14 protein-coding genes are annotated in these 13,396 nt (G+C 48.6%); 7 read left to right on the plus strand and 7 right to left on the minus strand.

What is annotated here, in order from left to right:
- The first annotated feature begins 256 nt into the window (after nt 1-256).
- Nucleotides 257-625 (plus strand): hypothetical protein, encoded by a 369-nt coding sequence (locus NNO02_RS20645; protein WP_137383104.1) that lies wholly within the window; start codon nt 257-259, stop codon nt 623-625.
- Nucleotides 626-1,133: 508 nt separating this feature from the next.
- On the opposite strand, the gene dcp is transcribed toward NNO02_RS20645, so the two are convergent.
- Nucleotides 1,134-3,179 (minus strand): peptidyl-dipeptidase Dcp, encoded by a 2,046-nt coding sequence (dcp, locus tag NNO02_RS20650; protein WP_271455606.1) that lies wholly within the window; start codon nt 3,177-3,179, stop codon nt 1,134-1,136.
- A 137-nt stretch (nt 3,180-3,316) separates the two neighbouring features.
- On the opposite strand from dcp, the gene ydfG reads away from it, so the two are divergent.
- The 3 genes from ydfG (at nt 3,317) to ydfZ (ending at nt 5,230) form a co-directional block, all read left to right on the plus strand.
- A complete protein-coding gene (gene ydfG / locus NNO02_RS20655; RefSeq protein ID WP_271455607.1) occupies nt 3,317-4,063 on the plus strand; it encodes a bifunctional NADP-dependent 3-hydroxy acid dehydrogenase/3-hydroxypropionate dehydrogenase YdfG in 747 nt (248 codons plus the stop codon).
- 86 nt (nt 4,064-4,149) lie between these two features.
- Nucleotides 4,150-4,836: a GntR family transcriptional regulator gene (locus NNO02_RS20660; protein WP_271455608.1), complete on the plus strand. Its 687-nt coding sequence runs from the start codon at nt 4,150-4,152 to the stop codon at nt 4,834-4,836.
- Nucleotides 4,837-5,026: 190 nt separating this feature from the next.
- A complete protein-coding gene (gene ydfZ / locus NNO02_RS20665) occupies nt 5,027-5,230 on the plus strand; it encodes a putative selenium delivery protein YdfZ (protein WP_003032393.1) in 204 nt (67 codons plus the stop codon).
- Nucleotides 5,231-5,296: 66 nt separating this feature from the next.
- Here the strand turns inward: ydfZ and NNO02_RS20670 are convergent, their stop codons facing one another.
- The 5 genes from NNO02_RS20670 to NNO02_RS20690 form a co-directional block, all read right to left on the minus strand.
- Nucleotides 5,297-6,772 (minus strand): mannitol dehydrogenase family protein, encoded by a 1,476-nt coding sequence (locus NNO02_RS20670; protein WP_271455609.1) that lies wholly within the window; start codon nt 6,770-6,772, stop codon nt 5,297-5,299.
- A gap of 165 nt (nt 6,773-6,937) precedes the next feature.
- On the minus strand, nt 6,938-8,317 hold the full coding sequence (locus tag NNO02_RS20675) for an MFS transporter (protein ID WP_271455610.1): 1,380 nt from the start codon (nt 8,315-8,317) through the stop codon (nt 6,938-6,940).
- 53 nt (nt 8,318-8,370) lie between these two features.
- Complete coding sequence (locus NNO02_RS20680) at nt 8,371-9,390, minus strand: Zn-dependent oxidoreductase (protein WP_271440532.1); 1,020 nt, start codon at nt 9,388-9,390, stop codon at nt 8,371-8,373.
- Between the two features lie 13 nt (nt 9,391-9,403).
- Nucleotides 9,404-10,618 carry a starvation-sensing protein RspA gene (gene rspA, locus NNO02_RS20685; protein ID WP_005121148.1) on the minus strand — a complete coding sequence of 405 codons (1,215 nt, stop codon included), beginning with the start codon at nt 10,616-10,618 and terminating at the stop codon, nt 9,404-9,406.
- A 107-nt stretch (nt 10,619-10,725) separates the two neighbouring features.
- Nucleotides 10,726-11,052 (minus strand): YnfA family protein, encoded by a 327-nt coding sequence (locus NNO02_RS20690; RefSeq protein ID WP_005121149.1) that lies wholly within the window; start codon nt 11,050-11,052, stop codon nt 10,726-10,728.
- Between the two features lie 154 nt (nt 11,053-11,206).
- Here NNO02_RS20690 and NNO02_RS20695 point away from each other — a divergent pair, with 154 nt between their 5' ends.
- Both NNO02_RS20695 and speG read left to right on the plus strand, forming a co-directional pair.
- Entirely contained in the window at nt 11,207-11,548 is a 342-nt protein-coding gene (locus tag NNO02_RS20695) for a DUF1283 family protein (RefSeq protein ID WP_137383113.1), read from the plus strand.
- Between the two features lie 37 nt (nt 11,549-11,585).
- On the plus strand, nt 11,586-12,146 hold the full coding sequence (gene speG / locus NNO02_RS20700) for a spermidine N1-acetyltransferase (RefSeq protein ID WP_101743063.1): 561 nt from the start codon (nt 11,586-11,588) through the stop codon (nt 12,144-12,146).
- Between the two features lie 6 nt (nt 12,147-12,152).
- Here speG and NNO02_RS20705 read toward each other — a convergent pair whose 3' ends face one another.
- Nucleotides 12,153-12,863, minus strand: coding sequence for a YnfC family lipoprotein (locus tag NNO02_RS20705; RefSeq protein WP_271455611.1), 711 nt, complete (start codon nt 12,861-12,863; stop codon nt 12,153-12,155).
- A gap of 106 nt (nt 12,864-12,969) precedes the next feature.
- Here NNO02_RS20705 and NNO02_RS20710 point away from each other — a divergent pair, with 106 nt between their 5' ends.
- Nucleotides 12,970-13,275: a DUF1161 domain-containing protein gene (locus tag NNO02_RS20710; protein ID WP_137383118.1), complete on the plus strand. Its 306-nt coding sequence runs from the start codon at nt 12,970-12,972 to the stop codon at nt 13,273-13,275.
- Nucleotides 13,276-13,396 lie beyond the last annotated feature (121 nt).

Below are 13,396 nucleotides of genomic sequence, written 5' to 3' on the forward strand. Positions count from 1 at the left end.
ATATTTAATGAAACAAAACACTTCTGAGTTAAATCGCAAAAAAAGACGATAATATTAACCGCATGAAATGTGATTAAGAATCAACCATTACCTTAACGGTGTTAGAGAGAAATTACTGCTATGGTTTCCAATTAATCAGCATCGGTTCCAGGAATGTTCCCAAAATAGTTGCTTCATTCGCTACATTGTGTTCTCGTCTGCTGACGGTTCAGTTTATTTGGTGCTATGTTGGCGTGAGCTGCAATCAGGAGATGATATGTTTTCTTTTCTCAAAACCCTTCACCGTCTCATCACCACACAACAAAAGACAGAAGAGTCGAACGATCAATACTCGAACGAGCAACTCATTCAATGGGCTACAGGCTGCATGCTGGAAGGGCTTCCCGATGATTTTTATCAGGCCCGGCTATTGTGCATAAAATCCCCTGACCCTAAAAATCCTGAGGGTTCGATAGTCAACGTAAATCATGACGTCATGCTCACATCTGAATCCGAATATGAACAATTTCAACCTGCTGATTTTCTTTACCCCACACAATGTCTGGAAATGATCCTTGATGGTAAGGAATGGCATCAGGCCACCATCATTTTCAACAAAGATAACGCATCGTTTAAATGGGAGTAGCTTCGCGGTAAAGAATCTGCCCGCCCATACCTGAAATCAGCTTACCTAAGCAAGGGCTCAATTACATCGTTTGCAGGACGAAATGACCAACCTTGAGACAACGATGCAGGCGATCCGCGAGCAACAATCCCTTTTTTCCCGCTGGCGCGCGGATGCGGAAGCGATTGACGCTGAATACACGCGTGCGAACGACTGAGTCTGGAAGAAACCTGGATGGGCACGGAGGGTTGTAATGTGCCTGGCCCAGATACGTATTCAAATGATGCCTTGAAGATGGCGCAGGACTTATTGCTTTAACTTTTAAATGTCTAAATGGATCCTGGCCTTCGCCCTCGCCTTTGCAAGAGGCAGTCGCTAACCACGTTCACTTCTGGCACAGAGCGGAGGAAGGCCCCCCTGCAAATTTTGCAGAATTTAAGGATTCATTTTAGGGAGGAATTTTGATGAAGAAAAAATCCGGCTAAAAACCGGGCATCGCGCCCGGTTCAATTTTTTGGCGGAGAATGTCTTAAGCGCTCAAACCACGGTGTTTGAGCATTGGCTCCATTTTGGGGTCGCGGCCACTCCACTGGCGATAAAGCTCTGCTAAATCAGTGCTGTTACCACGGGACAAAACCGCTTCGCGGAATTTCTGTCCGTTTTCACGAGTCAACCCTCCCTGCTCTACAAACCACTGATAGCCGTCATCGGCCAGCATTTGCGTCCATAAATAAGCGTAATACCCTGCGGCATAACCACCGCCGAAGATATGGGCAAAATAGCTACTGCGATAACGCGGCGGTACAGCCTGCAGATCCAATCCTTCCGCAGCCAGGGCCTGTTGCTCAAATTCATCGACTGACAGTGATGACACACTCTGCTCCAGGCTGTGCCAGCGCATATCCAGCAATGCAGCACTGAGAAGCTCCGTCATATCATAACCTTTGTTAAACAAGCTGGCCCGTTGCATCTTCTCCAGCAATGGCTGGGGCATTTTTTCACCCGTTTCAACATGGCGAGCATAACGCGCGAAAACCTGCGGATCACTCGCCCAGTGTTCGTTAATCTGCGACGGGAACTCGACGAAATCACGCGGGGTATTCGTTCCTGACAGCGTTGCATACCGTTGGCTGGCAAACAGACCATGTAACGTGTGTCCGAACTCATGGAACAACGTGATGACATCATCCCACAGCAGCAAGGCGGGTTGGCCCTGAGCAGGTTTCTGATAGTTGCAGACGTTGTAAATGACCGGTCTGGTTTCATTTTGCAGCGATTGCTCAACAAAATTCCCCATCCAGGCACCGCCGCTTTTTGAGTCACGGGCAAAGAAATCACCATAAAACAGCGCCAGTCCTACGCCATCATGATCGAAAATTTCCCAAACCCGAACATCCGGATGATAAACAGGGATGTCAAAGCGCTCGATGAATTTAATGCCAAACAGTTGGTTTGCTGCCCAGAAAACACCTTCATTCAGCACCGTATCCAGGGCAAAGTAAGGTTTAAGTAGCGCTTCATCAAGAGCATATTTTTCACGACGCACCTGCTCGGCATAAAATGCCCAGTCCCAGGCCTCAACCTCGAATTCGCCCTGTTGCTGATTAATCGTTTTCTGAATTTCAGCCTGCTCATTGAGCGCACGTTGACGTGCTGCGGGCACGATCGCCCGCATAAAAGAAAGTGCCGCTTCTGGCGTTTTCGCCATCTGATCGGCAATTTTCCAGGCTGCAAAATTCGCAAAACCCAGCAATGTTGCCTGCTCTCGGCGGATCTCCACCAGCCGTTTAATAATGGCGCGTGTATCGTTGGCATCCTCTTTTTCCGCCCGCGTCCAGGCCTGGGTAAACAGGTTTTTTCGCGTCTGTCGATCGCGTAACGCAGCAAGTGCCGGTTGTTGTGTGGTGTTCAATAGTGGGATAACCCAGCGAACCTCAAGTCCTTTGTCGCTGGCGGCTTCTGCCGCAACGGCAATTTCCTCTGCACTGAGTCCGTCAAGTTGATGGACATCATCCACAATCAGTGCACCTGCTTTGTTCGCCGCCAGCAAACGCTGATTGAACTGACTGGTTAACGTTGCTGACTCCGTATTTAGCGCTTTCAGACGCGATTTGTCGGCGTCATTAAGACGTGCCCCTGCCAACACAAAGCGTTGGTGAACCACCTCCAACAGACGCAATGACTCACCTTCCAGATCCAGCGAAGAGCGTTGCTGCCAGACGGCATCTATACGCGCAAAAAGTGCGTCATTGAGGTAGATATCATTGGCCAGCGCGGCCAGTTCAGCGGAGAACGCCTCGTCAAGACGCTGAAGCTCATCGTTGGTATGCGCTGCCGTCATCGCAAAGAAAACGCTGGTGACGCGCGCCAACAACGCCCCACTTTGCTCAAGCGCCAGCAATGTATTTGTGAAATCAGGAGCCTGTTGGTTTTGCACAATCGCCGCTATTTCAGCGCGTTTTTGTTTCACACCTTCATCAAACGCGGGCCGATAATGGCAATCTTCAATCTGATCAAATTGCGGTGCCTGGTAAGGTAATGTGCTGTGGTGCAAAAAAGGATTTGTTAACGACATCTTTTCCTCCTGAAAACGATTTGTTTATTAGAGTAGGCCTCCCAGGATTCGACCGCAATCTCGTTAAGCAGTAATAGCTCTGAGCAGAAATGACGTGCTATGGTAGTACTACATAAAAAGCGTTGAGGAACAGTGAGATGATCGTTTTAGTAACCGGAGCAACAGCAGGTTTTGGTGAGTGCATTACGCGTCGTTTTATTGAGAATGGGCATAAAGTTATTGCCACCGGACGCCGCCAGGAACGTCTGCAGGAACTGAAAGATGAACTGGGTAATAATCTGTATACCGCCCAGCTTGACGTCCGCAATCGCGCATCCATTGAAGAGATGCTGGGCGCCCTGCCTGCCGAATGGCGCAATATCGATATCCTGGTCAACAATGCCGGTCTGGCGCTGGGTCTTGAGCCAGCCCACAAAGCGAATGTCGATGACTGGGAAACCATGATCGATACCAACAACAAAGGCCTGATTTATATGACGCGTGCCGTTTTGCCAGGCATGGTCGAGCGTAACCGCGGCCACATTATTAATATCGGCTCTACCGCCGGTAGTTGGCCGTACGCTGGCGGGAACGTGTATGGTGCAACCAAAGCGTTTGTTCGTCAGTTTAGCCTGAACCTGCGTACAGACTTACACGGCACAGCGATCCGCGTGACCGACATTGAACCCGGACTGGTTGGCGGTACCGAGTTCTCTAATGTGCGCTTCAAAGGCGACGATGATAAAGCAGGCAAAACCTACGAAAATACCACTGCACTGACTCCGCAAGATGTCACTGAAGCCGTATGGTGGGTTGCTTCGTTACCGGCTCATGTCAACATCAATACCCTTGAGATGATGCCTGTCACCCAGTCTTTTGCCGGGCTCAGCGTGCATCGAAGCTAAATGAGATACCCGGCCTTGTGCCGGGTATAGAAAGCGCTCGATAAGTGATAAAATATCCGGGTTAACTCTCTAATAAGTAAGAATGAATGACCGTAGAAACGCAGCTCAACCCTACACAGCCGGTAAATCAACAGATTTACCGTATTCTTCGCAGCGATATCGTGCATTGCCTGATTGCACCCGGTACGCCATTGTCGGAGAAAGAGGTTTCCGTACGCTTTAACGTGTCTCGCCAACCGGTACGAGAAGCATTCATCAAACTGGCAGAAAACGGTTTGATTCAGATCCGTCCACAACGTGGCAGTTACGTGAATAAAATCTCGCTGTCGCAGGTGCAAAATGGCTGTTTTGTACGTCAGGCCATTGAGTGTGCCGTGGCCCGCCGCGCCGCCTCGATGATCACCGACAACCAGTGCTATCAACTTGAACAAAACCTGCATCAGCAACGCATTGCCATTGACCGTAAGCAGCTCAACGATTTTTTCCAGCTTGATGATGAATTTCATCAGAAACTGGCATTAATCGCTGATTGCCAGCTTGCCTGGGACACCGTCGAGAATATTAAAGCCACGATTGACCGGGTGCGCTATATGAGTCTGGATCATGTCTCCCCACCTGAAATGCTACTTCGTCAGCACCATGATATCTTTGCAGCGCTGGTAAAACATGATGGCGATGCCGTCGAGTATGCAATGAAGCTGCATCTACAGGAAATTAGCGAATCTGTTCAGCTTATTCGTCAGGAAAATAGCGACTGGTTTAGCGAAGACTAATACGTAGCTCACCTCTCACTGAGGTGAGTTTCCCCGAACAATCCCCTCTCCTGCATATCCCCATAAAAAAAGCTGTGATTTTGATCGAAAACAAAAAAAATCATTAACGAGAAGCGTATTTATATTGCGCCCGTTACGTGGGACTAAAAGCCCACGGGCTTTGACGGTAAGTTGGAAAGGAGAAAACACCATGAAAACATACGATCGTAACCGCAACGCAATCACCACTGGCAGCCGTGTCATGATTAGTGACACCGGACTCACTGGCCGTATTACAGCCATTGACACCGATGGCCTGACCGCTGAGCAAATCCGCCGCGGTAAAACAGTGGAAATCGAAGGATGTGAAGGCAAATATGCCCCCCTCGAACTGATTCGTTTAGGCATGAACTAATTGGTGTGAATGCCAAAAACAATGCGCCATCTGGCTGTTGTTAAAGCCGGATGGCGACATAGAGAGTTATCTTACTGACTGTAATTTCGCAGCATATTTCGCAACCGTTGCTTTCGCGCCTTCCGCCAGCAAAGTCAGGTACGCTTCTGTAACCCGCTTTTTAAACAGTTCAATCTGTGGCAGTTCGTCACCAAAAATAGCGTCAATAGCCAATAGCGCCTGCACACGATCTTCACCTTCGTGACTGTTCTGTACCGCTTTCTGGATCACTGGCAGCAGCGGATCGCTAATTTCAATTGCTTGTCCCTGCTCATCCACACCCCCGACATAGCGCATCCAACCCGCCACACCGAGTGCAAGCAGATCAAAACCACTACCGTGCACAATGTGCCAACGCACAGAGTCAAGCATACGTTGCGGCAGTTTCTGACTACCATCCATGGCAATCTGCCAGGTACGGTGGCGCAACGCCGGGTTGCTATAGCGATCAATCAGCAAGTCAGCATAATGCTGGAGATCCACCCCTTTCACTTTCAATGTTGGTGCTTGCTCCTGCAGCATCAACGCGCGAGCGGCGACACGATAGTTCTCATCCCCCATACAGTCGTTGATGTGTTGATATCCTGCCAGGTAGCCAAGGTAAGCAAGGAAAGAGTGGCTGCCGTTAAGCATGCGCAACTTCATCTCTTCGAACGGGATAACATCTGCCACCAGTTCAGCCCCGGCTTTTTCCCACTCTGGACGCCCAGCGACAAAGTTATCTTCAATGACCCACTGACGGAACGGTTCGCATGCCACACCAGCCGGATCGCGTACCCCGGTAAGTTGTTCAATTTTGTCCAGCGTATCTGGGGTTACCGCCGGGACAATACGGTCAACCATTGTTGACGGGAACGTCACATGTTGTTCGATCCATGCAGCCAGCTCAGCATCCACCGCGCGTGCATATGCGGTCACAACATTGCGCATCACATGACCGTTTTCTGGCATGTTGTCGCAGGACATCACGGTAAACGCACCTAAACCTGCGGCTTTACGGCGTGCAAGTGCTTCAACCACCACACCCGGCGCGGTCTTCGGCTGTTTTGGGTTTTGCAGGTCGGCGGCAATCATCGGGTTATCCAACATCAATTGCCCGGTTGCCGGAGAATGGCAATACCCCTTCTCAGTTATGGTCAGGGAAACGATCGCCACCTGCGGTTCGCACAGCGCAGCCAGTACAGCTTCCAGACCATCAACCTGCGCATGCAACGCCTTTTTAACCACGCCAACAACTCTTGCTGTCCAGGCATCCGCAGACATCTCCGCAACGGTGTACAAGTTATCTTGCTGTTTCAAATCAGCAATCTGCTGCTCACCGCCAATCAGGTTTACTTCGCAATATCCCCAGTCACTGTTGTGATCTGCTGCCAGAATGTCAGCGTATACCCCCTGGTGTGCGCGGTGGAAAGCACCGAACCCCAGGTGAACAATACGCGGAACCAGTTTTGTACGATCGTAGCCAGGAAGTGCAGCCTTTGCCGCTAAGAGCTTGTTTTGCATTGTATGACCTACTTATCAATGAAATCAGGACTGTCTCAGAGTAACGCCTGTATGGTTGTATGTTTTGATTTGCATTAAACTTTCTATGATTGGTATGACATCATTTAAAGCTGTGTAATAGCATGGTCAGGCCATCAGTTCAGACCTGACCATACCCTGTCCGTACTAGCCTGCCTGAGTGGCTCCGGCACGAACCTTCTCGGTTTTGCTCACTTCCGCAGCATCTTCCAGGACACTCAAATCACGGTCTTTCACTTCAGGCATTAGCAGTGCTGAAACCAAACCAATGAGCGAGTAAGCCATAACCATCACCAGAATCGGCCACCAGGAATTTGTCATGTTACAGAAAATACCAGCCAGAACAGGACCAAAACCAACGGCCACCAATCCACCGGCCTCTTTTGAAATTGCCATTCGGGTGAAGCGATTACGCGCGCCGAACATTTCAGCCATGGTAATATTTTCGAGTGCGAACAATCCCAGCACCGCAAAATTATGAATAACAATCAGCGCTGTCATAATGACGCCGGGGCTATACGTTTTATCTACAACAATCGATAACATTGGATAAGCAAGAATAATTGCAGATATATTCAGAATTATATATGGCAAACGGCGACCAAATTTATCTGACAACCAGCCTAATAAAGGTATTGTAATAAAGCCAAGAACAGAACTAATCATTAAGGCATCTGTCGGTATTGATTTATCAAACAACAGTGTTTGCACCAAATATCCGGCAAGGAAAGTCTGAATTAAACCTGAGTTACCCGCCTGTCCAAAACGTAAGCCGGTTGCCAACCAGAAAGACTTACTACTAAACATTGCACCCAGCGTATTTTCTGACGGGTTATTTAATGCAGGTGCATTTTCCTCATCATTAACTTTCTCAAATACTGGACTTTCTTTGAGGTTCATTCGCAACCAGATGGCAAAAATCATAACCACTACACTCGCCAGGAACGGAATTCGCCAACCCCAGGCTAACAATTCCTCACGATCAAGGGCAAAGAACATCACGGCCCAGATTGCAGTAGCACTTAATGTGCCGCAGTTAGTTCCCATTGCAACAAGAGAGGAAATGATACCGCGTTTTCCTTTTGGTGCGTACTCTGCGAGCATTGTACCCGCACCAGAGATTTCGGCTCCTGCACCAAGTCCCTGCACAATACGCAGCGTCACCAGCAAAACAGGAGCAAAAATTCCAATTTGCGCATATGTCGGTAACACACCAATTAATGTTGTACAGATCCCCATCATAGTTATTGTAATAAACAGCACTTTTTTTCGACCAATACTATCCCCCATTTTACCGAAAATAAATGCTCCAACTATTCGTGCAATATACCCTGCCCCGTATGTACCCATTGCCAGAATGAGTGCCATCGCGGCAGATTGTTCCGGGAAAAATATTTCATGAAATACCAGTGCGGCACCCAATGAATATAATTGGAAATCCATAAATTCGAGAGCTGTCCCTAACCATCCTGAAACGGCTGCTCTCACCAGATCTTTCGTTGACCTTTCGTGTTTTTCTTGATTCATATTGGCTATCTCTAAAAGGTAAGATGCGTACCACTTACTCGCAGTTATAAATATTATTCAGTGAATGTGAGTAAAACTTTGCAGCAGTGCTGCTGATCTTTCTCAAACAATTCAATTGCGTCGGTAACGTGGTGATAGTCAAAAGTATGGGTAATGAGTTTATTAGGGTCGATAAGTCCTTTGACCAACCAATCAATCACAACCGGGAATTTATTTGCATTTAATCTTGAAGAATAGATTGAAAGCTCTTTCCCTGTAATACCTTGCTGCACAATCTGGCAAGGCTCGCTGGAGAATCCCATTAAAACGATTCGCGCAGCCGGTGATGCCAGCGTGATAGCCTCCTGTAAAATGGATGGATGACAAGCCGCATCCACAATAATCGTAGGTTTCAGCGCCTTCTCAGCAAGAAAATCCTGCAATGATTGCTGCCCATTATTGACTGTCCAGTCAGCACCGCACTGTTTTGCCATCGTCAGACGTTCGTCAATTCTGTCTGCAATCACTACTGTTTTTACGTTGTAAACATGTTTAAGTGCCTGAACAGTCGTGAGCCCCATCGGGCCGGCTCCGTAAATCAGTGCGATATCGTTCTCTGTTGGTTGAACTTGTCCGGTCACGTTCGCCGCGATGGTAAAAGGTTCCACCATAACAGCGTGCTCATCTTTCACTGCGTCAGGGATTAACCAGGCATTTTTCGCGGGTACAACCGCGTACTCACTAAAACCGCCATCACGATGAACACCCAATACAACCAGCGAGGTGCAAACATTTGGTTTACCAATTGAACAAGGGTAGCAATGTCCACAACTGATAACCGGATCAACGGACACACGTTCACCTATACGCGAACGCTCTACTCCTTCACCAACAGCATCTATTACACCAAAGAATTCATGGCCAATAACTCGCGGATATTTCGCAAATGGATTATGTCCACGATAAATATGGCTGTCTGAACCGCAAATCCCCGCCAGTTTTACTTTTACCCGGACCTCTCCTGCTGAAGGTTCTGGTACTGGTCGCTGCGCGATAACAAGCGTATTCGGTTTTTCAATCACAATACTATTCATAACAAATCACTCCTTACCAGTTCCACAGCGTGCCATCTTCAAGGCGGGCGACCGGCAGATATGCGGGATCGTACGGATATTTCGCTGCAAGTTTTTCGTCAAACTCAATACCGAGCCCTGGTTTGTCACCTGGGTGCATATAGCCGTTATCAAAGGTCCAGTTATGCGGGAACACTTCCAACATCTGTTCTGAGTAACCCATATATTCCTGCACCCCGAAGTTTGGTACCCACAGATCGAAATGCAGCGCAGCGGCCATGCAGACTGGCGACAAATCGGAAGGTCCATGAGAACCCGTGCGAACCTGATAAAGTGAGGCAAAATCAGCAATACGACGCATACCGGTGATACCGCCTGCGTGGGTAATAGTGGTGCGAATATAGTCAATCAGCTGTTCTTCAATAAGCTGCTTGCAGTCCCAGATACTGTTGAAGACTTCCCCTACGGCAATCGGCGTGACCGTATGCTGACGGATCAAGCGGAAACACGCCTGGTTTTCAGCTGGGGTTGGGTCTTCCATCCAGAATAAACGGTATTGTTCAATGCTCTTGCCAAAACGGGCCGCTTCAATTGGCGTCAGGCGGTGATGCATGTCATGCAGGAGATGTTCATCAAAACCAAATTTGTTGCGGACGGCTTCAAACAATTTCGGTGTGAAATCGAGATATTTCTCCGTTGACCACAGCTGCTCTTCCGGCCACTGGCCTTTGGTCGCAGGTTCGTAGGCCAGGCCTTTACCTTTAGACATACCGTAGGTGGTCTTCATCCCCGGTACGCCACACTGCACACGGATCGCTTTAAACCCCATCTCTTTATGACGCGCGTAATCCTCCAGCACATCATCAATGGAATGACCCGTTGTGTGGCAGTACACCATGACGCCTTCGCGTGATGCGCCACCCAGCAACTGGTACAACGGCATATTCGCCGCCTTCGCTTTGATATCCCACAGGGCCATATCCACCGCAGAAATCGCCGACATCGTTACCGGGCCGCGACGCCAGTATGCCCCCTTGTAGAAAAACTGCCAGATATCCTCAATTCGATGCGCATCACGCCCAATTAGCTGTGGACACACATGATCTTTCAGGTAGGACGCCACGGATAATTCACGCCCGTTTAGCGTGGCATCCCCTAATCCGGTGATCCCATCGTCTGTCGTGATTTTCAGCGTGACAAAATTACGTCCTGGACAGGTAACAAAAACTTCAGCCCCGACAATCTTCATTTTTCAATCCTTGCATCTCTTCTTGTGATGCAGGAAATTTACCCAACTGAACTACTACCATACAAGTATAAATATCAAAAAAGCGCTCACTGATCACAAAAAAGGCGCTATGCGCGCCCCCATCCAGCCACGATGATCAACATCCCACACAGTGCCACTAACGCACCGGACCAGTCGTACAGGCTCAGTTTTACGCCATCGACAATGCGTAACCATAGCAATGCAGTCACCACATAGACACCACCATACGCGGCATATACCCGCCCGCTCGCCGCCGGATGTAGCGTCAGCAACCAGACGAACAGCGCTAATGACACCCCAGCGGGAACCAGCAACCAGGCCGTCGCCCCACGCTTAAGCCACAACCAGGGTAAAAAGCAGCCAATGATTTCGCATAACGCGGTGACGAAGAAAAGTAATGTTGTCTTAAGCATTGAAGTTATTCAGTTACCTTCGGTTTAACCATGATACGACAGAATATGTCCAACGTATCCATATGCGCGCAGTGGGTATGCCCTGGCGCAGGAATAGTGTAGAATTTAACCCTGTTTTATCGTTTTTTTCCCTTTCTCATTAAAGGAATTCGCCATGAAAATTACACTGACCAAACGCCTGTGCCTGACGGCCATGCTGACGCTGGCGGCGGCTGTGTACACCTCTTCCGCATTTGCTGAAACCAGTAAACTGGTCATAGAGTCCGGGGACAGTGCGCAAAGTCGTCAACAGGCCGCAATGGAAAAGGAACAATGGAACGATACGCGTCAGTTGCGTCAGAAAGTCAACAAGCGTACAGAGAAAGAGTGGGACAAAGCCGACGCTGCTTTTGATAGCCGTGATAAATGCGAACAAAGCGCGAACCTGAATGCGTATTGGGAGCCTAACACCCTGCGTTGTCTCGATCGCCGCACTGGCCGCACCGTTGCCCCATAATCATTGTGCTCACCAGAAGATATTGAAAGGATACGATATGGCAAGCGCCCTCAGTGTAAAGCTGCGCCCGCTGGAGCGTGAAGATTTACGTTTCGTCCATCAACTTGATAACAACGCCAGCGTCATGCGCTACTGGTTTGAAGAACCTTACGAAGCGTTTGTTGAGCTGTCAGACCTGTATGACAAACACATTCACGACCAAAGTGAACGCCGGTTTGTGGTCGAGTGTGACGGTGAAAAAGCCGGGCTGGTGGAGCTGGTTGAAATAAACCATGTGCACCGCCGGGCTGAATTTCAGATCATCATTTCCCCGGATTACCAGGGCAAAGGTCTGGCAACGCGCGCGGCAAAACTGGCGATGGATTACGGTTTTACCGTGCTTAACTTATATAAGCTGTATCTGATCGTTGATAAAGAGAACGAAAAAGCAATTCACATCTACCGCAAACTTGGCTTTATGGTGGAAGGTGAACTGATTCATGAGTTCTTTATTAACGGCCAATACCGTAACACCATTCGCATGTGTATCTTCCAACAGCAATATCTGGCCGACCACAAAACACCGGGTTCCAACCTGTTACAACCTACCGCTCAGTAAAAACGGTTAGTAGTAATCAATGGTGTTTTCAATCGAGTAATGATGCTCAACTGCCGGCTTAACGCTTTCGTCAACGATAACCAGCTGGCAGTTGATCGGATTAGCATACGAATCATACTCACAGGTTTGTTTGACGTTACCTAAAGGGTGATCGTTCAGCATGCTTACTGCCGTGTAATCCAGTTTTTTCAATGGATCGACTGACGGTTTAGCGTCAACCTGCAGCGTATTGTCCTTACTGATGGTGGTTTTGCCGAGCGGGTAGCCTTCCGCGTCATACCGGTACTGCACCTTCATCTCTTTTCCCGTGGCGGACACAACAAAACCGTTATCGTCGGTATCCCACACTACGCCCGCAGAAGGCAGTTCCGCCAGTTGGCATTTCCCCTGTAAACGGATCCGTTTTTCCAGCGTTTCTGCATCCCGATAGAAGTTCGCATCCAGCACTAATGCCATACCCGTATTATTTTCGACATCATGCAATTCCAGCGTATCAAAACAGCCTTCCTGCGAGAGCGTACCTGTGACGCGCTTGGTCACTTCGCCTTTGTCGTTGAGCAGTGTTTGACTAAAATCTTTCACCGGGCCGCGGAGCGGATCAAAATCAAACTCATTGGAGAAGCTGGCCATTTCCGGCGTAAAGGAAACCAGCCCTTTGGCGTTATCACACCCAACCAACACGATACACAGGAAACCTAACAGGGTCTGTTTCTTCACATTTTTCACCGGGATAAGTAGATAATTCTCAATCATATTAGCAAATACAGTTATTTACACCAGAAATGCTAATCTTAGTTTATGTCGATCACGAAAGGAGTTGATGATGAAATACATAGCAGGAATTGCCGCGAGCTTATTACTGGTCGCTTCCCCGCAGATCCTGGCGGCACCCGCGTCCTGTGAGCGCGTGAAGAGTGATATCGAACAGCGCATTATGAATAATGGTGTCGCGGAATCCAGTTTCACGCTGAATATTGTTCCTAATGACCAGGCCGATCAGCCTGATTCACTGGTGGTCGGTCATTGTGCTAATGATACGCATAAGATCCTCTATACCCGAACCCACAGCGGTAACGCGCCCGCAAACAGTAGCCCTTCTCAAGACGGACACGTAGCTGAACCGCAATAAATTTTTACCCTCCGTTCGCGGAGGGTCACTCCTGTTTGATATGCATTAATAAGATTTACCTATAAATAGGTAGACTCAACTCCATTGTTAGCAAGCTAGTTATTTCGTTATAAAACAATAT

It is taken from the genome of Citrobacter sp. Awk 2 (genome assembly GCF_028069815.1).
Taxonomy (GTDB): domain Bacteria; phylum Pseudomonadota; class Gammaproteobacteria; order Enterobacterales; family Enterobacteriaceae; genus Citrobacter.

Bases quoted from the DNA above. Each gene is read 5' to 3' on its own strand.
- NNO02_RS20645 (WP_137383104.1), top strand. From the start codon at position 257: ATGTTTTCTTTTCTCAAAACCCTTCACCGTCTCATCACCACACAACAA.
- NNO02_RS20660 (WP_271455608.1), top strand. From the start codon at position 4,150: ATGACCGTAGAAACGCAGCTCAACCCTACACAGCCGGTAAATCAACAG.
- NNO02_RS20695 (WP_137383113.1), top strand. From the start codon at position 11,207: ATGAAAATTACACTGACCAAACGCCTGTGCCTGACGGCCATGCTGACG.
- ydfG (WP_271455607.1), top strand. From the start codon at position 3,317: ATGATCGTTTTAGTAACCGGAGCAACAGCAGGTTTTGGTGAGTGCATT.
- dcp (WP_271455606.1), bottom strand. From the start codon at position 3,179: ATGTCGTTAACAAATCCTTTTTTGCACCACAGCACATTACCTTACCAG.
- NNO02_RS20670 (WP_271455609.1), bottom strand. From the start codon at position 6,772: ATGCAAAACAAGCTCTTAGCGGCAAAGGCTGCACTTCCTGGCTACGAT.
- NNO02_RS20710 (WP_137383118.1), top strand. From the start codon at position 12,970: ATGAAATACATAGCAGGAATTGCCGCGAGCTTATTACTGGTCGCTTCC.
- speG (WP_101743063.1), top strand. From the start codon at position 11,586: ATGGCAAGCGCCCTCAGTGTAAAGCTGCGCCCGCTGGAGCGTGAAGAT.
- rspA (WP_005121148.1), bottom strand. From the start codon at position 10,618: ATGAAGATTGTCGGGGCTGAAGTTTTTGTTACCTGTCCAGGACGTAAT.
- NNO02_RS20675 (WP_271455610.1), bottom strand. From the start codon at position 8,317: ATGAATCAAGAAAAACACGAAAGGTCAACGAAAGATCTGGTGAGAGCA.
- ydfZ (WP_003032393.1), top strand. From the start codon at position 5,027: ATGAAAACATACGATCGTAACCGCAACGCAATCACCACTGGCAGCCGT.
- NNO02_RS20680 (WP_271440532.1), bottom strand. From the start codon at position 9,390: ATGAATAGTATTGTGATTGAAAAACCGAATACGCTTGTTATCGCGCAG.
- NNO02_RS20690 (WP_005121149.1), bottom strand. From the start codon at position 11,052: ATGCTTAAGACAACATTACTTTTCTTCGTCACCGCGTTATGCGAAATC.